This is a genomic window from Coprococcus sp. TF11-13, from assembly GCF_003481085.1.
Taxonomy (GTDB): domain Bacteria; phylum Bacillota; class Clostridia; order Lachnospirales; family Lachnospiraceae; genus Coprococcus; species Coprococcus aceti.
Genome location: NZ_QUKK01000008.1, coordinates 39621 through 60198 on the forward strand (window position 1 = coordinate 39621; position 20578 = coordinate 60198).

Annotated in this window: 20 protein-coding genes; 16 read left to right on the top strand and 4 right to left on the bottom strand. The window is 45.0% G+C overall.

Annotation, left to right across the window (positions count from 1 at the left end):
• The first annotated feature begins 102 nt into the window (after positions 1–102).
• The 3 genes from DXD11_RS12295 to DXD11_RS12305 all read left to right on the top strand — a co-directional run bounded on the left by DXD11_RS12295 (position 103) and on the right by DXD11_RS12305 (position 2090).
• Positions 103–723, top strand: a complete 621-nt coding sequence (locus DXD11_RS12295; RefSeq protein ID WP_158579442.1) for a DUF47 domain-containing protein — start codon at positions 103–105, stop codon at positions 721–723.
• Between the two features lie 313 nt (positions 724–1036).
• Positions 1037–1405, top strand: a complete 369-nt coding sequence (locus tag DXD11_RS12300) for a CidA/LrgA family protein (RefSeq protein ID WP_118758521.1) — start codon at positions 1037–1039, stop codon at positions 1403–1405.
• The gene (locus DXD11_RS12305) at positions 1398–2090 is read left to right on the top strand and encodes an LrgB family protein (protein ID WP_015534210.1); all 693 of its coding nucleotides are present in this window, start codon (positions 1398–1400) and stop codon (positions 2088–2090) included. Before DXD11_RS12300 ends, DXD11_RS12305 begins: the two co-directional genes overlap by 8 nt.
• A 19-nt stretch (positions 2091–2109) precedes the next feature.
• Here DXD11_RS12305 and DXD11_RS12310 read toward each other — a convergent pair whose 3' ends face one another.
• On the bottom strand, positions 2110–3249 hold the full coding sequence (locus DXD11_RS12310; protein ID WP_158576513.1) for a PucR family transcriptional regulator: 1140 nt from the start codon (positions 3247–3249) through the stop codon (positions 2110–2112).
• 271 nt (positions 3250–3520) lie between these two features.
• Here DXD11_RS12310 and DXD11_RS12315 point away from each other — a divergent pair, with 271 nt between their 5' ends.
• The 5 genes from DXD11_RS12315 to DXD11_RS12335 all read left to right on the top strand — a co-directional run bounded on the left by DXD11_RS12315 (position 3521) and on the right by DXD11_RS12335 (position 10649).
• The gene (locus tag DXD11_RS12315; protein WP_118758522.1) at positions 3521–4876 is read left to right on the top strand and encodes an aspartate aminotransferase family protein; all 1356 of its coding nucleotides are present in this window, start codon (positions 3521–3523) and stop codon (positions 4874–4876) included.
• Between the two features lie 188 nt (positions 4877–5064).
• Complete coding sequence (locus tag DXD11_RS12320; RefSeq protein WP_022058947.1) at positions 5065–5619, top strand: XRE family transcriptional regulator; 555 nt, start codon at positions 5065–5067, stop codon at positions 5617–5619.
• 358 nt (positions 5620–5977) lie between these two features.
• Positions 5978–7195 (top strand): aspartate aminotransferase family protein, encoded by a 1218-nt coding sequence (locus DXD11_RS12325; protein ID WP_118758523.1) that lies wholly within the window; start codon positions 5978–5980, stop codon positions 7193–7195.
• A gap of 34 nt (positions 7196–7229) precedes the next feature.
• A complete protein-coding gene (locus tag DXD11_RS12330) occupies positions 7230–7823 on the top strand; it encodes a cytidylate kinase-like family protein (RefSeq protein ID WP_022058945.1) in 594 nt (197 codons plus the stop codon).
• Positions 7824–7994: 171 nt separating this feature from the next.
• Complete coding sequence (locus DXD11_RS12335) at positions 7995–10649, top strand: bifunctional amino acid transporter/iron-containing alcohol dehydrogenase (RefSeq protein WP_118758524.1); 2655 nt, start codon at positions 7995–7997, stop codon at positions 10647–10649.
• Between the two features lie 60 nt (positions 10650–10709).
• Here the strand turns inward: DXD11_RS12335 and DXD11_RS12340 are convergent, their stop codons facing one another.
• A complete protein-coding gene (locus DXD11_RS12340) occupies positions 10710–11228 on the bottom strand; it encodes a type III toxin-antitoxin system ToxN/AbiQ family toxin (RefSeq protein WP_118649377.1) in 519 nt (172 codons plus the stop codon).
• 356 nt (positions 11229–11584) lie between these two features.
• On the opposite strand from DXD11_RS12340, the gene DXD11_RS12345 reads away from it, so the two are divergent.
• On the top strand, positions 11585–12256 hold the full coding sequence (locus DXD11_RS12345) for a YoaK family protein (RefSeq protein WP_055224431.1): 672 nt from the start codon (positions 11585–11587) through the stop codon (positions 12254–12256).
• Between the two features lie 147 nt (positions 12257–12403).
• Here the strand turns inward: DXD11_RS12345 and DXD11_RS12350 are convergent, their stop codons facing one another.
• A complete protein-coding gene (locus tag DXD11_RS12350) occupies positions 12404–13876 on the bottom strand; it encodes a DUF1846 domain-containing protein (RefSeq protein WP_015534206.1) in 1473 nt (490 codons plus the stop codon).
• A gap of 287 nt (positions 13877–14163) precedes the next feature.
• On the opposite strand from DXD11_RS12350, the gene DXD11_RS12355 reads away from it, so the two are divergent.
• The 6 genes from DXD11_RS12355 (at position 14164) to DXD11_RS12375 (ending at position 18194) form a co-directional block, all read left to right on the top strand.
• Positions 14164–14640, top strand: a complete 477-nt coding sequence (locus DXD11_RS12355) for a methylglyoxal synthase (protein WP_055147786.1) — start codon at positions 14164–14166, stop codon at positions 14638–14640.
• 169 nt (positions 14641–14809) lie between these two features.
• The gene (locus DXD11_RS14255) at positions 14810–14968 is read left to right on the top strand and encodes a hypothetical protein (protein WP_158564602.1); all 159 of its coding nucleotides are present in this window, start codon (positions 14810–14812) and stop codon (positions 14966–14968) included.
• Between the two features lie 132 nt (positions 14969–15100).
• Positions 15101–16036 (top strand): DUF4097 family beta strand repeat-containing protein, encoded by a 936-nt coding sequence (locus DXD11_RS12360; protein ID WP_158564601.1) that lies wholly within the window; start codon positions 15101–15103, stop codon positions 16034–16036.
• Positions 16037–16062: 26 nt separating this feature from the next.
• Positions 16063–16593 carry a GNAT family N-acetyltransferase gene (locus tag DXD11_RS12365; RefSeq protein WP_118758525.1) on the top strand — a complete coding sequence of 177 codons (531 nt, stop codon included), beginning with the start codon at positions 16063–16065 and terminating at the stop codon, positions 16591–16593.
• Positions 16594–16882: 289 nt separating this feature from the next.
• On the top strand, positions 16883–17419 hold the full coding sequence (locus DXD11_RS12370) for a TIGR01440 family protein (RefSeq protein ID WP_117550523.1): 537 nt from the start codon (positions 16883–16885) through the stop codon (positions 17417–17419).
• A 28-nt stretch (positions 17420–17447) separates the two neighbouring features.
• The gene (locus DXD11_RS12375) at positions 17448–18194 is read left to right on the top strand and encodes an HAD family hydrolase (protein WP_158579443.1); all 747 of its coding nucleotides are present in this window, start codon (positions 17448–17450) and stop codon (positions 18192–18194) included.
• A 78-nt stretch (positions 18195–18272) separates the two neighbouring features.
• On the opposite strand, the gene panD is transcribed toward DXD11_RS12375, so the two are convergent.
• Positions 18273–18659: an aspartate 1-decarboxylase gene (gene panD, locus DXD11_RS12380; protein WP_015534201.1), complete on the bottom strand. Its 387-nt coding sequence runs from the start codon at positions 18657–18659 to the stop codon at positions 18273–18275.
• Between the two features lie 163 nt (positions 18660–18822).
• Here panD and DXD11_RS12385 point away from each other — a divergent pair, with 163 nt between their 5' ends.
• Positions 18823–20571 (top strand): alpha/beta hydrolase fold domain-containing protein, encoded by a 1749-nt coding sequence (locus tag DXD11_RS12385; RefSeq protein ID WP_118758527.1) that lies wholly within the window; start codon positions 18823–18825, stop codon positions 20569–20571.
• The last annotated feature ends 7 nt before the right edge of the window (positions 20572–20578 follow it).

Here is a 20578-nt window from a genome sequence, read left to right on the forward strand (position 1 = left end):
ATTCCCCTGATTTGGTAATGCAAAAATCACTTACACTATTACAGCTTATGAGTTTTTCAATCACCTACGAATATAGAGTTTTGATTATAAGGAGAGAATATTGTGAAGAAGAAAAAGGACGAGTTTTATTTTAAGAATCTGAATACATGTGTGGAGATCTCGTATCAGGCCGCGGAGTTTCTGAAGAATGTAGTCGTGGATTTTTCGGTGGACACCATCAAGGAAGACCTTGATCGTATGCATGAGCTTGAGCAGAAGGCCGATGGCAAGAAACATAAGATGATGACTGTGCTCAGTCAGGCATTCATAACACCTATAGAACGGGAGGATCTGGTTGCCCTGTCTAACTATCTGGATGATATTACCGATGCTGTTGAGGATGTGTTCCTGCAGATTTATATGTGCAATGTGGATACTATCAGAGAGGATGTACCCCAGATGGTAGAACTGCTCCTCGAGTGCATCAAGGCACTGCAGGATGTGATCGGAGAATTGAAGAGATTCAAGAGTTCAAAGACCATTGAGCAGAGCATAATCAGGGTAAATGATCTTGAGGAGCAGGGAGACAGATTGTATGTGGAGAATATGCACAGACTGTACGGTGAGAGTGACCTTAGGACTGTGGTCGTGTGGAAAAACATATATGCCTGCATAGAGAACTGTATGGATGTGTGCGAGCACGCAGCGGATATTGTGAACACAGTGATCATGAAAAATTCATAGGATGAGATTCCTGCAAAAATAATAGTCAATAGAAATATTTACGAAATATTTTCAGATTGAATTAAAAAAATTGTTATATTTATCAAAATTAAAAAAATGCAGAATATTCTATTGAATAAAATCAAAGTGAGAATATAATAATCAAAGGGTTAAAGGGTGGTTTGAATATACAGAGTAACTATATCTGTGTATCGAACCTCCTTTTTTATGAAAAAGGCTCGATATGTGGAGGTTGTATACAGGCATGTATACCAAGGTTGTGAATCGTTGCTCCATATGTGTATGATAAATATATAGAAGGAAGACAAAAAAGATGAAATATTTGAAGCAGTTTCTTATAATCCTCGCCATATCCTTTATCGGTGAGATACTTAAGTACATAGTTCCACTACCGATTCCGGCGAGTATATATGGTATGGTTATCATGTTTATCTGCCTACAGACCAAGATCCTCAAGCTGGAAGATGTGAAGAGTGTGGGCAAGTTTCTTATAGAGATCATGCCGGTCATGTTCATACCAGCTGGTGTGGGCCTTATGTCGTCGTGGGGAACGCTTAAGCCTGTGCTTGTGCCAGTCAGCGTCATAACGGTGGTTGTCGTCATAACGGTCATGCTTGCTTCAGGCTGGGTATCACAGCTTATAATAAGGAGAGACAGGAAGAAGGAGACTGAAAATGAGTGATATGTTTGAATCGTCCATATTTGCAGGGGTGACTATAAGCCTTCTGGCATATATGTTTGGAAGTGTACTTAAAAAGAAACTTAAGATAGCTATACTTAACCCACTGCTGGTGTCCATCATAGTGACTATAGTGGTGCTGGTTGTGGCTGATGTGGATTACGATGTGTACAATGAAGGCGCAAAGTATCTGAGTTGGTTCCTCACACCGGCTACAGTGTGTCTTGCAATCCCACTCTATGAGCAGTGGGAGCTTTTAAAGCACAATTATAAGGCTGTGCTCGGCGGTATAGTTGCCGGAGTTATAACGAGTCTGACTACAGTCCTTGTGTTGTGCAAGGTCATGGGACTTTCCCATAAAGATTATGTGACACTTCTTCCGAAGTCCATAACCACAGCTATCGGAATGGGTGTCTCGGAAGAGCTTGGCGGATATGTGACCATCACGGTTGCAGTCATAGTTGTGACCGGAGTGATCGGCAATATAATCGGAGAGATCGTGTTCAAGATATTCCGTATTAAAGAACCTATATCAAAGGGACTTGCCCTGGGATCATCAGCCCATGCCATCGGAACTGCCAAGGCTATGGAGATCGGCGAGGTTGAGGGAGCCATGAGCAGTCTGTCGATTGCAGTTACGGGAATACTTACGGTTATACTTGCATCGGTGTATGCACATTTTATGTAATGGATATAATTGGAGAGAGTTATACTTTTCGTATCTCTCTGAGCTTATATGCAGCCATGAGCTGGAATCTGACCTCCGCATTGGAGAGATCATATTCCAGCTCTTCTTTTATTATCCGGAGCCTGTAATTTATCGTATTCCTGTGGCAGAACATTTTCTCAGAGATGTGCTGAACACTGCCGCTGCACTTAAGATATTCGTACAGAGTGTCCGTCAGAGCTGAGTGATGGTTTTTGTCGTACTCTATGACACCACCGAGCTGCTCTGCGATAAATGAGTGTATGAGCTGGGCATCATTAACTTCCAGAAGAATACGCAGGAATCCGAGACTGTTGTAATCACAATATATGTTGTCTGCGGTAAATTCCCTTGCAGAAACTGCACGGCGGTAACTCAAGGGGAGTTCTGTCAGGGACAGAACCGGGCTTCCGGAACCCATATGTATGCTGCGGTCCGGGAATCTTGCCGCCAGAGCCTCTGCGATGTCACTGCATTTGTCTGCGATGGATCCAGAGGAAGGGCATCTCAGGATAACTGTCGGATTGCCATCATATACAAATGCATGGAAGACAAGATCTGTATTGTTGCAGACCTTCTGCAGGATATACATGAACTCATCTGTTGCTTCTGTATCGATGGACAGAACGTTGTAGCAGCCATTGTTGAATCCGGAGCCTTTTATTGTGTCAGTCTGCTCATCGGTCAGGGAATTCCCCATGAGGATATTCTGGAATGCTGCGGTCATGTTGCCATCATCCCTGGAGTCTTCAAATATCCTGTTGTAGTAGTCGTGGGTGATATCGAATATCCTTGTATCCCATGGCATGGTAAAAAGAGGAAACGAATAGCGGTAGCACAGTCTGACGATCTCATCGGTTATGTCCTCCTCAAATATATATCTGCCGGTATTCAGAATGAGTCCGCAGGTTCCCCTCTTTATGAGCTCTTTGATAAATGCCCTGAGCCAGTCCTCGCGTTCACCGGAGGTCACGCCGGTTGTGATGATGAGTTCCCCTCCGTTCAAGAATGTGGATGTGGATATATCCTCTGATATGTATACCCAGCTTACGATGTTCTCCATTCCCTTTCCACCGGATATCAGGTTAAGGTTGTATTTTCGTTTGGTATCATAGTACAAATCTCTCAGAAAAATGGCCATGTCAGTGTTCCCTCCTGTATTACGCGCACATATATAGTCTTGCGAAAAGCACATTATATATTATTATTACTGCATATCAGACCTGTGTCAATGGTGGAAAATGTGCTATGAGCACAAATGCGTTCTAATATTTTGTGCCTGGGGAATATGGCATAACACCTACGGTTGTGCGATTCTATATGCAGAGTAAAAAAGACAGCCGGTGTTTCAGAAAGGAAGCCTGACACTGGTGCACAGGCTGCTGGTTGAAAAAATAAAGGAGGACAAAATTATGCTTAGAACAGATTTACCAGAGATAATCACAGAGACACTGCCGGGACCAAAGGCAGCGGAGGTAATAAAGAGAAGAGAGAAGGCAGTGCCATCTGCCATTAGGTGTGCGTATCCGGTTGTTATAGACAAGGGTGAGGGTGCCATGATACAGGATGTGGATGGCAACAAGTTCCTAGACTGGATAGGTGGTGTCGGAGTCCTGAATATCGGATTCTCACAGCCGGAGGTCGTTGAGGCTGTCAAGGCACAGGCTGACAAATATTTCCACGGCATGTTCAATGTGGTAACCCATGAGGGATATGTGGCACTCGCTGAGAAGCTTGCGTCCATTGCACCAGTAAAGGGCGACGAGAAGAAGGTGTTCTTCGCAAACAGTGGTGCTGAAGCTGATGAGAATGCTGTAAAGGTTGCAAAGAGCTTTACAAAGAGACCGAATATCATCGTATTTTCGGGAGCTTTCCACGGCAGAACACATTACACAATGGCCATGACATCCAAGAAGGCTTATGCAAAGGGGATGGGTGAGCTTGCAAATGGAGTGTTCAGGGCACAGTTCCCATATTACTACAGGAATCCTGAGGGAATGCCACAGGAGGCAGCTCTTGATTACTATATGAATTCGCTCACAGATGTATTTGAACAGTGCGCAGCGGCAGATACCATTGCGGCAGTTGTTGTTGAACCTCTTCAGGGCGAGGGTGGTTTCATACCTGCACCTATCGAGTGGGTAAAGGCTGTCAGAAAGCTCTGTGATGACCATGGAATCCTTCTTATTGCGGATGAGGTACAGAGCGGTTTCTGCAGAACAGGAAGAATATTTGCCAGTGTATATTGGCAGGAGGCAGGCGTACAGCCTGATATCATAGCAACAGCCAAGTCTATAGCAGCAGGTGTTCCGCTGTCAGCCATCATCGCAAGATCAGAGATCATGGAGGCTGTCGCTCCTGGAACAATAGGCGGTACATACTGTGGAAATCCGCTTGCCTGTGCAGCAGCCCTCAAGACTATCGAGATCATGGAGAGAGATGATCTTGCAGGACGTTCATGTGAGATTGGTGAGAAGGTTGTGGCAAGATACAATGAGCTCAAGGAGAAGTATGAGTGCGTTGGCGATGTCAGAGGACTCGGTGGAATGGTAGGAATAGAGTTTGTCAAGGATAAGAAGACCAAGGAGCCTGCTCCTGAGCTTACCTCTGCGGTCATCACCGAGTGCTGGAAACGTGGCTTGCTGGTTGAGGGCGCAGGAACTTACAATAATGTCATAAGATTCCTTGCACCGCTTGTCATCACAGATGAGCAGCTTGCCGCCGGCCTGGATATCTTCGAGGCAGCAGTGGAGGCGGCGTCTAAGTAGACGCTTGAAAAATTAGAAGATACACGACATAATATATCACAAGGAGGACCCGCGATAGCGGGAGATGCCTTGAGATAATGCGGGCGCCGCACGGAGTGCATAGGAATGCGCCCGCTCAGTAATATATCACAAGGAGGACCCGCGAAAGCGGGAAATGCCTTGTGATAATGTTGAGCGGGAGGGGTACGATGGATTATTTATCACATAATGTTGCTGTGAATCTGAATAGAATGAGGACCTCCAAAGGTATGAGCCTGGATGTGCTGTCTGAGCAGACGGGTGTCAGCAAGAGCATGCTGGCGCAGATTGAGAAGGGCACTGCGAATCCGTCTCTGGGTGTCATGGGCAAGATAGCCAGCGGCCTCAGAGTTGAGTTTCATGAACTTATTGATCCGCCGCCCATGGAGGCCTGTCTTGTGAATCCAGAGGAGCTTGTTCCAATCAAGGAGGCAAAGGGACAGTATAAAGTGTGGACGTGTTTTCCGTATGAGGACAGCCATGAGGTGGAGATATATCGTATAGACATTGAGCCGGGAGGCACATATGTCAGCGGCTCCCATGGTGAGAAGACAAGAGAATACCTGTCGGTTACAGAGGGTGTTCTGACTGTTGAGGCAGGTGATACAAAACAGAAGGTCGGCAAGAACCAGATATACAGGTTTGAGACTGATAAGGTTCATGTGTACAGCAACGATGGGAATGAAAAGGTGAGCTGTATATGTGTATTCCTGGACTATCACTAACATGGAAATATGAGCGGTATTAAGTGTAAAATAATGTACATACAATGTGGTTGTAAAAGATTATCATCTGTCCAATATAATGCACAAAATGTTCAATAAAATAATGTTCTGAAGTGCATGGTAATACAAATAAAGTCAGATAATAAGCCAATCTTAAGAAAATTAAGAAAAGGTGTTGACATGTATTATATTGAGTGGTATCTTAAGTGTGTCAAATATAAAGAACAAGAATTTAAGGCAAAGGAGCCTGGACGAACATTCGTCCGCAGTCTCCTTTGCCTTTTTTGATGCTTGGGGACAAAAACGATCCGGCACCATGATTCTTCTGATTTTACAAAATGTAGTGGAGGTAAGGATTATGAAATTAAAAGACACAGGATTAACATTTCAGGACATTAAGGACAAGGTAGGCAAGTACATGATCGAGACATATGAGCGTTTCGATTTCCTCGCTGAGACAGCAAAGGACATGTACATATATGATGAGAACGGCAACGGATATCTTGATTTCTACGCCGGAATCGCAGTAAACAGCGCAGGTAACTGCAATGAGAAGGTTGTTGAGGCTGTCAAGGATCAGGTCGGTGACATCATGCACACATTCAACTATCCTTACACAATTCCACAGGCACTGCTTGCTGAGAAGGTTTGTACGACTATTGGAATGGACAAGATATTCTTCCAGAACTCAGGAACAGAGGCCAATGAGGCTATGATCAAGATGGCCCGTAAGTATGGTATTGAGAAGTATGGTCCAAACCGTTACCATATCGTGACTGCAAAGCAGGGCTTCCATGGAAGAACATTCGGCGCCATGTCAGCAACAGGTCAGCCGGGAAATGGCTGCCAGGTGGGATTTGGTCCTATGACATACGGCTTCTCATATGCACCTTACAACGACCTTCAGGCATTCAAGGATGCATGTACAGAGAACACTATAGCGATCATGGTTGAGCCTGTACAGGGCGAGGGCGGTGTACATCCTGCAACAATGGAATTCATGAAGGGACTCAGAGAGTTCTGTGATGAGAATGACATGCTTCTCCTTATAGATGAGGTTCAGACAGGTTGGTGCAGAACAGGAAATATCATGTCATACATGAATTACGGAATCAAGCCGGATATCGTGTCCATGGCAAAGGCTCTCGGCGGCGGAATGCCGATTGGAGCTATATGTGCAACCGCTGAGGTTGCAAAGGCATTTACACCTGGTTCACATGGAACAACATTTGGTGGACATCCTGTATCATGTGCAGCAGCACTTGCAGAGGTAAATGAGCTGCTTGACAGAGATCTTGCAGGAAATGCAAAGAAGATGGGAGATTACTTCGCAGCAAAGCTTGAGAAGATCCCACATGTAAAGGAAGTAAGACATCAGGGGCTCCTGGTTGGTGTTGAGTTTGATGATACGATCGGCGGTGTGGATGTAAAACATGGATGTCTTGACAGAAAGCTTCTGATCACAGCCATCGGAGCTCATATAATCCGTATGATCCCACCACTTATCGTGAACGAAGAGCAGTGTGATAAGGCTGTTGAGATCATCACAGATGCAGTGGCAGAATTAAGTAAATAGGGGAAACGCGAAGCCCCTGGAAGGAGCGATGTAGATGAAACATTTTGTTGTGACCGTTGGATGTGAATATGGCAGCGGTGGAATAGAGATTGGCAAGATGGTAGCGAAATCTCTGGGAGTTGAGTATTACGACAGAGATCTGATAGATAAGGTCGTTGAGGAGATTGGCGTTGACAGAGATCTTGTCAAGAAGGCGGATCAGGGCGAGACAGTCAAGTATGAATTTGATACAAGCTTTGGACCGCGATATGCAAACCTTACAAACAGGGTTATTTATAAGCAGTTTGAGGTTATCAATAAATTTGCAGAGAAATCTTCCTGTATCATCATAGGACGGTGCAGCAATTATATACTCAAGGACAGAGATGACTGTCTGAATGTATTCATATATGCACCTACAGAAAAGAGGATACAGTATGTCATGGAGAAGAAGGGGCTTGATCATGACAAGGCGGCTGAGCTTGTCAAGTACAACGATGGAATGCTCAGTTCCAGATATAACTACATGACAGGTGGAGATATGAGAGACTGCAGCATGCGAGACATGATGATAGACTCCAGTGTACTTGGCCTTGAGAAAACTGCAAAGTACATACTTCAGATGATAGATCTGAGATTTGAGGATTAAGCATAAAAGAAATTGTGAATTAACATATATATGCAATTCCAACTACATCGCGAATATAGAAAATGACAATGGCGTCAGATGAACACGGAAAGTGTGATTCCTGACGCCATTTTTTTAACATTTTAACAAACTGTGGATGGTGTGCTTGGATGTATTAGAAAGGATGATATTATGGCAGGAAAAAAATCAGAATTTGATAAAGTATTTTCTGCCTGGGACATACTGGTGATAGCCTTTGGAGCCATGATCGGCTGGGGCTGGGTAGTATCCTCAGGCGACTGGATCACGAGAGGTGGAGTAATAGGAGCGGCCATCGGATTTGCACTTGGCGGTGTTATGGTATTCTTCGTTGGACTCACATATGCAGAGCTTACAGCGGCCATGCCTCAGTGCGGCGGCGAGCATGTGTTCAGCTATAAGGCTATGGGACCTATAGGTTCTTACATATGTACATGGGCTATCGTACTTGGATATGTCAGTGTTGTATGTTTCGAGGCGTGTGCACTTCCAACCATCATCACTTATATATATCCAAAGTTCCTTCAGGGATATCTGTACACGGTGGCAGGTTTTGATATCTATGCATCGTGGCTTGCGGTTGCAATAATAGTTGCGATATTTATAACATATATCAATATAAAGGGCGCGAAGACAGCAGCACTTCTGCAGACCATACTTACAGTTGTGATCGGCGGTGTTGGTATTCTTCTCATAGTTGCATCAGTTGTGACAGGAGATGCTTCAAACCTTGACGGACAGATGTTCAACGGAGACTCCACAGGGGAGATATTTAAGACTATCCTCAGAGTTGCTGTTACCACACCATTCTTCTTCATTGGATTCGACGTAATCCCACAGGCTGCAGAGGAGATCAATGTACCTCTCAAGAAAATCGGTAAGATCATGATACTCTCAATTGTTCTTGCGGTTCTTTTCTATGCGCTTATCATCATAGGTGTAGGTTATGTCATGAATTCATCTGAGGTAGCTGCATCCATGGATGGATCAGGTCTTGTTACAGCGGATGCCATGGCAAAGGCGTTCAACAGCAGTATTATGTCGAAAGTTCTTATTGTAGGAGGTATGTGCGGTATCGTTACTAGCTGGAACTCATTCCTCATCGGAGGAAGCCGTGCAATGTACTCCATGGCAGAGTCATACATGATCCCGAAGACATTTGCAAAGCTTCACAAGAAGCACAAGACACCTGTAAATGCACTTTACCTTATCGGTTTCCTCTCAGTTCTCGCACCTCTTGCAGGCCGTAAGATGCTGGTATGGATAGTTGACGCAGGTAACTTTGGATGCTGTCTTGCATATTGCATGGTATCCATTTCGTTCCTGATACTCAGGAAGAAGGCACCGGATATGAAGAGACCATATAAGGTTAAGCATTATAAGATCGTTGGTGCGCTGGCAGTTCTCATGTCTGGTTTTATGGTTGTGATGTACATAGTTCCAAATTCAGGAAGTGCACTCGTATGGCAGGAATGGGCTATGGCGGGTGGCTGGTCACTTCTTGGTGTGGTATTCTTCATAATATGTAAGCTTAAATATAAAGAAAAATTCGCTTCACATGTCGATGTCCTCATTGATGATGAGATCGTAGATGAGAAAGAGAACAGAGAGGAAGAGGTCAAGGCTGCTATCGAGCTTGTTATGGCTGAGGAGGATGAGACAAAATTTGTTCAGCCTATTGCCTTCAACTACAATCTTCCTGTAAATATTGCATTTGGTACCGGAAAGGTTGCCCAGACCGGTGAACTCACTAAGCCGTATGGTAAGAAAGCGCTCATCGTCACAGGCCGTAGCAGTGCAAAGAAGTCAGGCTTGTATGACAAGGTAAATGACAGTCTGAAAGCAGCAGGTCTTGAGACTGCACTGTTTGATAAGGTTGCACAGAATCCGCTCACTACAACAGCTATGGAAGGTGCAGAATTTGCCAAAGCAAATGGCTGTGATGTGGTCGTTGCCATAGGTGGTGGAAGCATCATGGATTGTGCAAAGGCTATAGCGTTCCTGGCACTCAATGATGGAGATATCAACGATTACATATTTGGCAGAAAGGTCAGCGATACGGCACTTCCACTTGTACTTATTCCTACAACCTGTGGAACAGGTTCAGAGGGAAATGGATTTGCGGTTCTCACCAATCCGGAAAATGGCGACAAGAAGTCACTCAGATGCAATGCCATCGTGGCAAAGGTATCCATCGTGGATCCGGACTGCATGAAGACCATGCCAAAGCATGTGCTTGCGGCAGTTGGATTTGATGCACTGTGCCACTGCATGGAGGCATACACATCAAAGATCTCGCAGCCATTTACAGATGCGCTTGCACTGTATGCGATTGATCTTATCGCCCACAATCTTGTGGATGTATATAAGGGCAGAGGAACCCAGGAGAGCTGGGAGAAGATAACACTGGCCAGCACCATAGGCGGTATGGTCATCAACACAGCCGGAGTCACATTGGCTCACGGAATGGAGCATCCGGCCAGCGGCCTTAAGGACATAGTTCACGGCAAGGGACTTGCAGCTCTGACACCAGTTATCATCGAGGCATCCTACAAGGGAGATCACTTCAAGTTCGCGAAGATCGCCAGAATATTTGGAGGTATCACGGCGGATGATTTGGCACCGAAGATCAGAACTCTTCTGAAGAATCTTGATCTTGACGTCAAGCTTTCAGACCTCGGCATAGAGGAGAAGGATATTCCTTGGATGGCTGAGAACTGTATGAAGGTTTCGGCAGCCAGCATAGCTAACAACCCTGTGGTATTCACACAGGAGGAGATCGCTGAGATATATAAGAAGGCAATGTAAATTGTAATATAAAGGATAGCAAACCGCTGCAGCCGGATGGGTTTCCGACTGTGGCGGTTTTTATTGTGAATTATAGTGCTTGCATATCTTTTCTAATTCTGCGAAGTTTAAGCAATCATGCCTTCGTTTAAAATATTCGCCGGACATGTATTTGTTGTAAAGAACGTTGGCTTTGTTGACTATTTTGTCGTAATTTTCATTACACCATTGGAGCTCCTGCCTGTAGAGTTGCTTTCTTTTGGCAATTTCAGAGGTATCGTGCTTTCTTATTTTGGTATCTATTCTTGATAATTGGGATGTTTCAACTGGAATCATTCTGCTGAAATTGAGAGCGGCGATGATTTTGCTATTTATAATAATTCGAGAAAAATCAATCCTATCAGACATGTTTTCGTGTTTTGGTTTGAAGGATGTTAATGGTATACAATATTTTTGACCATTACAAGTGACTATAATTCCGATATATGGTCGAGTATGTTTAGCTAGTTGTGGACTTGAGTTGTATATTCTGTCATCTTTGGCGTGTAGATTGCGGATATATTTCATATCTATCCAATATAATTTTAATTCGTGTTTCAATATGCCTCCTTATAAAATGTAAAAGGACTATGCGTACATAGTCCTTTTTATAGTTCACCTGAAAGGTGACGCTATTCTGCTGAATGTCCACTTATATAATTGGCAGGACTCTCCATATGACTATAGAATAGCATAGAACCTGCATTTGTCAAGTTGTGTAAGTATAATAATTTGTTATGGTAAAAAATGCAATAACAGCCAAGGATATTTAACAGAATGTTTATAAAAGAATACATATTGTAAAATAAAGAATTTGTGTTATCTTGTTTAATTGGATTGCAGTTTGTATCAGGGAACTACCTACTGCATGAGACAGACTGCAAATATTAAATATAGATAGAAAAGAGACGATGCGTATGCTAAGAAAGAACAGAGAACTCAGACAGACATCCGAGACATTTCTGTTAAGTGCCATACTTGCACTGTCAGGAGGTTTTCAGGATGCATATACATACAATGCCAGAGATGAGGTGTTCTCCAACGCCCAGACAGGAAATGTGGTTCTCATGAGCCAGCATCTTATGATGGGAGATTTTAAGATTGCATTGAGATACCTTTTTCCGTTGATCGCATTTGCACTTGGCGTGCTGGTGGCGGAGAGGATAAGCCATAGATACAAGAATGCATCCCGCATACATTGGAGACAGATAGTTGTGCTGGTGGAGATCGTGATATTGTTTGCGGTTGGATTCATACCGGTGAGGTTCAATCTGCTCGCCACGATGCTTGTGTCATTTGCCTGCTCCATGCAGGTTCAGACTTTCAGAAAAGTAAATGGCTACGGCTATGCCAGCACGATGTGTATAGGAAATCTCCGAAGCGGAACGGAGAGTCTGTCGGTATACCTCAGGGACAAAGAGCCTGGGGCACTCAGAAAGGCCATGCACTATTATGGAATCATCATCATATTCGCACTTGGCGCCGGAGCTGGCGGCGTGTGCACGCTGCATCTGGGGTTCAAGTCGATCTGGATATCCAGTGCACTTCTTATGGTGGCACATCTCATGATGTATAAGGAGAAGAGATAACGCACTGTTTTTATCTGAAGAGTAGCTGGATGTTCAAAATATCACAAAATTATCGCTAAACAGCAAAAAAGCGGCAGAAAGATACAATTTTAAATTATTTTGTATCTTTCTGCCGTTTTTTCATAAAAATGCGAAAATATTATGCGCTTACATCCTACCCTCATACACCGCTTCGTTCGTGAACTCGATTCCAAGCTTCTTGAATGTGTTCATATCAACCGCCGACAGTATGGCAGATGTGTGAAGCTGGCATCCGGCAAGCTTTGGAAGCTGCTGCAGAGCAAGCTTGGCATTTGGATCTGATACTGCACACATGGACAGGGCGATGAGAACCTCGTCTGTGTGGAGTCTTGGATTCTTGCTGCCAAGGTACTGAGTCTTGAGCTTCTGTATAGGCTCGATAAATGTTCTTGAGATCAGGTGTGTCTTCTTGTCGATGCCGCCAAGTATCTTGATGGCATTCAGGAGGACTGCTGATGAAGGTCCGAGAAGGTCTGAGGTAGAACCTGTGACGATGGTTCCGTCTGGCAGCTCAAGTGCAGCGGCAGCAGAACCGGTCTCTTCGGCAAGCTTGTTAGCAACAGGGACAACGGCGCGGTCATCCACGGTGATCTTTGCCTGCTTCATGATGAGTTCTTGCTTGTAGACCTCATCCTTTGTAGCCTCGTCTCTGACAAATCTGTTCACGGACTGATAATATCTTCTGATGATCTCCTGCTTTGAAGCCTCCTGACAAGCCTCGTCGTCAACGATGCAGTTTCCTGCCATGTTGACACCCATGTCTGTAGGTGACTTGTATGGGCAGTGTCCGTAGATTCCCTCGAACATAGCCGCAAGGACAGGGTAGATCTCTATATCACGGTTGTAGTTGACTGTGGTCTCACCGTATGCTTCCAGATGGAACGGATCGATCATATTCACATCGTTGAGGTCGGCAGTTGCAGCCTCGTATGCCAGGTTTACAGGGTGCTTGAGAGGAATATTCCAGATAGGGAATGTCTCAAACTTTGCATAGCCAGCCTTCACACCGCGCTTATTCTCATGGTAGAGCTGGGAGAGGCATGTAGCCATCTTGCCGCTTCCAGGGCCAGGTGCTGTGACGATGACGAGAGGTCTGGTAGTCTCAACATACTCGTTCTTGCCGTATCCCTCATCGCTGACGATCTTTTCTACGTTGTTTGGATATCCGTCGATTGAATAGTGGTGGTAAACCTTGATCCCTATTGCTTCAAGCTTCTTCTGGAAAACATCCGCAGAAGACTGTCCAGCGTATCTGGTGATTACCACACTGCTCACATACAGTCCCTTTTCTTTGTATACGCCTATAAGTCTGATGACATCCTGATCGTAAGTGATGCCGAGGTCGTGTCTGATCTTGTTGCGCTCTATGTCGGCAGCATTTATAGATATGATCATCTCAGCCTGGTCTGCAAGCTGGAGAAGCATCTGAAGCTTACTGTCCGGAGCGAATCCTGGAAGGACTCTGGATGCGTGATAGTCGTCGAATAACTTTCCACCAAATTCCAGATACAGCTTGTCTCCGAACTGTCCGATCCTCTCTCTGATATGCTCAGACTGCATGGACAGATATTTGTCATTGTCAAAGCCAATTTTTCTCATCTTGTGAATCTCCTTAAACTATAATTGAACAGACATATGGTTTTGTCTGTGTATCTCTTTATGAAATAATGTAATAAGTAAGAATACTTAAATTTATAAAGCGTCCTATAAGAGAATACCACACAGATGGGAGAAAAAACAGAGGAAAGTTCGGCAAAATTGCAAATGTAATAATGCAGTAAATTTTTTCTGTATTATAGTGTTTTATATTGAAAATGATGGATGGATTGGGTAGAGTAAGGGTATGGGAGTATTGCTCGCAAATAGCAGGAACAGGAGGTACAGACATGAGTGCAGATTACATCACAATGACCATACCAAAGCAGAAAAGGATAGCTCTTATCGCCCATGATGCGAAGAAGGAAGAGCTCATCAGATGGTGCGAGGACAACAGGAACATACTGAGCCAGCATGAGTTGTGTGGAACGGGAACTACAGCCCGCATGATAACAGACAGGACAAATCTTCAGGTGAAGGGCTACAACAGCGGTCCGCTTGGAGGAGACCAGCAGATAGGTGCGAAGATTGTTGAGGGAAGGATAGATTTCGTGGTTTTCTTCTCGGATCCCCTGACCGCAGCTCCACACGATCCGGATGTGAAGGCTCTGCTCCGTATCGCTCAGGTGTACGACATACCGATGGCGAACAACAAAGCCACAGCGGACTTTATGATCCAGTCCAAGCTGATGGATGAGCCATACGACCATAAGGTCATCAACTTCCAGAAGAATATCGACAACAGGGCGAACACGCTGGGGAAATAATTGTATAGTGATAATGAAGTCTAAGAATCCACAGGATATCTGGCAAATGTCAGCCGACCTGTGGATTTTTTCTATTTTAGGCAGAGATAGTGGAGGGGCCTGGTTCCATCGGCGGTATAATTTTTCCGGAATGTTGTCAAAAAAATTATGTGAATAAAAGGAGAGGCTTATGAGAAGGATGAAACGATTTATGGCATTTGCACTGTCGGCGGCTATGATGCTGGCCACGGTGAATATGCCGGAAGTGACCGCCTGGGCACAGGATACCGGCAAGGTGACATATTATTCAACATGGAGTGCTGCAAAAAATACTGTGGTTAAGAAATAATGAACCACATGGCACTGGATATATAGAATTATAGAGTTACAACACGCGGATGTATTGCAGGATTTGCAATACATCCGTTTTGTATATATAATGGGGTGGATGTAAAACATATTTGTATTGAGGTAAATGCATTTGAAAGTTGCAAAATGGATCATGCGGGCCATAGTTGTTCTGGTGGTCGGAGTCATGCTGACTGCGGTGATCATATCCGCCGGGCTTGGAAGACAGGCGCGTATGACGATGAAAGAAGAAAAAAAGGCAAAAGCGAAAAGCTCTTACACAGAAAAAGAGATGACCATAACTGAGAAGTTCCGGGACATTAACATACAGGTGGCAGACGACATGGATGTGAAACTGGTGGAATCCGACGATGACAAATGTCACATCACATATTTTGATTCGCCCGACGTCGTACATTCCGTGACGGTGCAGGATGATGCGCTGGTCATGACCTGTGCCGACAACAGGATATTTGGCTCAGACATAGGCTTTGGAGACGATCCTTATGTCGTGGTGAGTATACCGGAGGGAGAGTATGGAGATATATCCATGACCTCGAAGACGGGAACTCTGGTGTCCAGTGTGCAGATATCCTGTGGGACATTTGAAGTAACTGAGGTGAATGGCGGAGCGTATCTGTCCAATATAACCGCAGAAAATGTAAATGTCGTCACAGATTCCGGTGAGGTCACCATGGCTTCTGTGGATGCGGATAGTGTGAAGGTGAATGGCAGCAGCGGCGACTTTTCGATAATGAACGTCCACGGCGACAATGTCATAATATCTGCGGGCAAGGGTTTGCTTGAGGGGTATAATATAAAGGCGGCAAAGGTTGGACAGTTCATGACATCTTCAGGAGATATAAATGTAGATGCGTGCGATGGACATATGCTCTGGTTTGCGACGGAGAGTGGTAACGTGGATATATCATTCTTGTCGGAGAAACGTTTCCTTGTGAACAGCAAGAGCGGAGAGGTGGACATACCTGAGTCCCATATGGAAAATGAAAACAAGTGCATTGTCGATACCACATCGGGAGATGTCCAGATAAAATATGTTGACAGATAGAACGACTGAGTTTGGAAGGTTATAATATGGAATTAAAATTTGTTGATATTGATGATTATAGAAAACAGGTAAAGCACCTGTTCGTGACTGCGTTCCCAAGGGAAGAAAGACCTCCTATGTGGATGCTCACCAGAAGATGCAGACAGGGAAAGGCGAGGTTTCGTGCGGTTGTGGACTCAGGCAGGTTTGTCGGACTGACATATGTGATAGGTGATGACAGGGTGAAAACGCTCATGTTCCTTGCGATAGATGAATCGGCAAGAGATGGTGGATACGGCTCTGCAATATTAAAAAGGGTGAGAACAGAGTATCCGGATCAGAAGCTGTTTCTGAATATCGAGCCCCTTGATGAGAATGCGCCGAATTACGACCAGAGGTGCCGGAGAAAGGCGTTCTACGAGCGCAATGGCCTGTCCTGCCTGGATTACCAGGTCAGAGAAGCCGGTGTTACATATGAGATGATGACCTACGGAGAGTACGTGACACGGGACGAATACGAAGAGGTTATGAGAGTTATGTATGGCTCTCTTCTATATAAGATAATAAAGCGCATGTAAATGCAAATGTACAGGAAAGGAGATCTGTGACATGGCAAAGATGGTGAAGATAATAAAAAAGAAAGATGAATACTCAATGGAATATGAAGTGGGCGATGTGCTCAAGGTGGACAGCACATGGTACGGCGGCGTGACTGTGCTCGGCAAGACCGGTGTGCCGGTGTCCATAGATAAGGATGAATATGAGGAGGTTCAGGATATTTCTGAGCCGGAGAAAGCTGAACCTACGAGCATTGAGGAAGGACTCAGACCTGCGGGACAGGGCGTTTCAACAGAAGCCTTTGACCATTTGAAGGAGATCGAAGATGAGGTCCGCGGCGCTGTGAAGGATCTTCTTGCAGTTGCGGGACTTGAACCCGGCGATGCACTGGTGGTCGGCTGCTCATCCAGCGAAGTTGCAAATATGAGGATAGGCTCATTCTCCAGTGAGGAGATCGGCAAATGTATAGCGGGAGCAATACTCGATGAACTCAAAGACACAGGTGTCTACATGGCGGCGCAGTGCTGTGAACATCTGAACAGGGCAATAATAGTTGAGAAGGAATATGCAAAGGCGAACAGGATACCGATAGTCAATGTTGTGCCACAGCTCAAGGCGGGCGGTTCATTTGCCACAGCGGCATACGCAGATATGAAGGAGCCAGTGGCTATCGAGGCTATACAGGCACAGGCAGGCATTGATATAGGAGATACTCTCATAGGCATGCATCTTGCGCCGGTGGCCGTTCCGGTCAGATCTGAGCACAGCATGGTTGGAAGTGCACATGTGGTTATGGCGAGAACCCGTGCAAAATACATTGGCGGTGCGAGAGCCTGCTATCGCTAAAAAATAAAGAATTACCCGGAGGTATGACGTGTACGACAATATTATATTTGACTTATATGGAACATTGATAGACATTCACACTGATGAGGAGGACATCGCTGTGTGGAAACATATGTGTGAGTTCTATGCGCAGCACGGAGTGAAATACAATCCGGCAGGACTCAGATCAAGGTACAAGAGACAGATCAGACGCGCAGAACAGGCCATGGCAAAGAAGAGGTTCAAATTCCCTGAGATACAGATACTTGAGGTATTTGAGCAGCTCACGTTGAAAAAAGATCAGACACCGTCCGATTGTGCAGAGCTGACAGTGGCTGCGGCTCAGGAGTTCCGCAAGGCGTCTACAGGATATATAAGACTGTATGACGGCGTGACGGATATGCTCGAACAGCTCAAGCAGGCCGGAAAGAAATTATACGTTCTGTCAAATGCACAGAGAGTTTTCACCTTCCCTGAGGTTCAGTCACTTGGCATAGAGGGATATTTTACAGATATATCGCTCTCTTCGGATTTCGGTGCAATGAAGCCGGATGCAGCGTTCTATCAGCAGCTTCTGGACAGAAATCATATCAATCCGAACAGATCCATAATGGTGGGAAATGACGCGGTATGTGATGTGCTGGCGGCGAAGCAGGTCGGACTCCACACCTGTTATGTACACTCCAATATATCCCCGGTGGATGATGCCGACAGAGACATAAAAGCAGACATAATTATGGATGAGGTAAATGTGCCGGAGATGTGCAGACTTATCCTTGATGATGCCGACAGATAAGACCGGTCATATCCGAATATAAAAAAGAACTATTCGTCTTTAGTTAAAACGAATAGTTCTTTTTATTCTATATAGGATCTAGCTGAAAAGCTCTCCGTGCTTCTCGTAATCGGTAATACGTGAGATGGAGTTGTCATCATTTACAAATACGACCTTAGGCGTGTGCTCCTTTGCCTCCTCAGGGGTCATTGATGCGTAGCACATGAGAATGATGTGATCTCCGACCTGGACCTGACGGGCAGCAGCACCGTTGAGGCACATAACTCCTGATCCCGGCTCTCCGGCTATGGTGTATGTCTCGAAACGATTACCATTTTCTATGTCAACAATCTGTACTAATTCATACTCGAGGATTCCGGCGGCCTTTAAAAGCTCAGAATCTACAGTTATACTGCCGACGTAATTGAGCTCAGCCTGAGTTACAACTGCGCGGTGTATCTTACTCTTTAACATCGTAATATTCATAAGATTTGCCTTTCTATGCTGTATGCATCCTGTTTACCGCAATTATAATATCATAAATTGACAATATTGCAACAGTAAATAAAATCATTTCTTGATTATATTATTGACATGTGCAAAAATAACTGAAAGAGAGTTGTAGACCGGACATTTGGAAAGGTGGACAATGGAGAGTCAGAATTACTTAACTATTGCAATAGAAAAGATGGGGCACGTCATGCTTGATGACAGGCATATGAAAGCCTCTGACATATATAAAACAGCGGTTAAGCTTCACAAAAAAGAGGATTATAATCCGCCTTCTTATAATGAAGATAAGTTTAAGGTCAGATCGGTGTTTGAGAAGGGCGGACTGTGCTTTTATGTGATGCCTAAAGACGGCAGGGCGACGGAGTTCTTCATGTATATACACGGCGGAGGATTTGTGTCGAGGATAACACACAATGAATGGAAGTTTGTGTTCGACACGGTGGAGAGAACCGGCTATGGGGCGGTGGTTCCGATATACCCGCTTGCGCCGGAGCATTCGGTGACAGAGGCACTGGATATGCTTACGGGTGCGTATGACAAGCTGTGTGACTCGGAGGATGTCCAGCGTCTGGTGCTTCTCGGACATTCATCCGGAGGCTGTCTGGCGTTATCGCTTGCCATACAGTTGTGGAAGAAGGGCAGGAGAAGACCGGACAAGCTCATACTGTGCTCCCCGGTTCTTGACACGGAATTTGAGGACACGGAGCTTGAACAGAAGATGAGTGACAAGAGCCGTTTTATGTACAGATATTACTACACGCCGGGGATAAAGCATTTCCTCTCTGCTTACTGGGTGAAGGATGCGGCAGGCAGGACGGATATGACAAGTCCCGTGTATTACGACATAACGGATATATGCGATGAGATGGATATATTCACGACAAATGACGACATGCTCAACTGCTATGCCAGAAGGCTGTATGATAACGCGAGCAGGACGAATATGAAGGTGCATTACTATCAGTATTATGCGGTGACACACGATTATCTCGAGCATCCCCTCATACCGGAGTGCAAGACCATCATGAAGAAGATCGCCGGCTGCATCAAGGGAGATTCGGATTTTGTACCTGCTGACATAGAGAATGACATTTGGTGCAGGGCGATGATGGCGGAGCGTTATCCAAAGTTATATGAGGACAACGAGGCCATAAAGCTCACGGACAAATTAGGCATCGAGCATAAGAAGAGGAATGCCAGATACACATTTTACGACAGGACAGTCATGATGGAGAGGCTGGTCGCTGTGGACGAGAGGGTCCGAAACTTCATAAACAGATATGCGGACGGAATTATCGTCAATGTCGGATGCGAACTGGATACCATGTTTTCCCGTGTGGATAACGGCCGTATAAAGTGGTACAATGTTGATCTCCCGGAGCGCATAGATATAAGAAGAAAATACATGGAGATCCGGGACAGAGAGGTCAACATAGGAAGTTCAATATTTGATTACGAATGGCTTGATGAAGTGCAGAAGCCTCAGAATGTGGCGATCCTGTTTGTTGTATACGATATGATGAGATATTTTGACAAGGACAAGCTGAAGTTGTTCCTGAATGCGATATGGAAGAAGTATCCGGGGGCTGAGGTTGTATTTGATGCCAAGAATTCGGTTGCAAAACACAGATGGAACAGAAGCGTGTTCATGGGTAAAAACAAAGGAACGATGCTGCGGGTGAGCATAGATAACTGCACAAGTCTTATGTATGACTGGAACATCAAGTACAAGATACTCTGTGATGAACCGATACTCAGAGAAGCGGATCTTGAGAGAATGTTCTCACACAGTGAGGCGAGAAGGTTCAGACATGCCATAAAGAAGAAGTATGACAAGGTCATACATTTGCGGCTTGGCACGGAACATTTCCTTGATAATATGTAATCAGTGT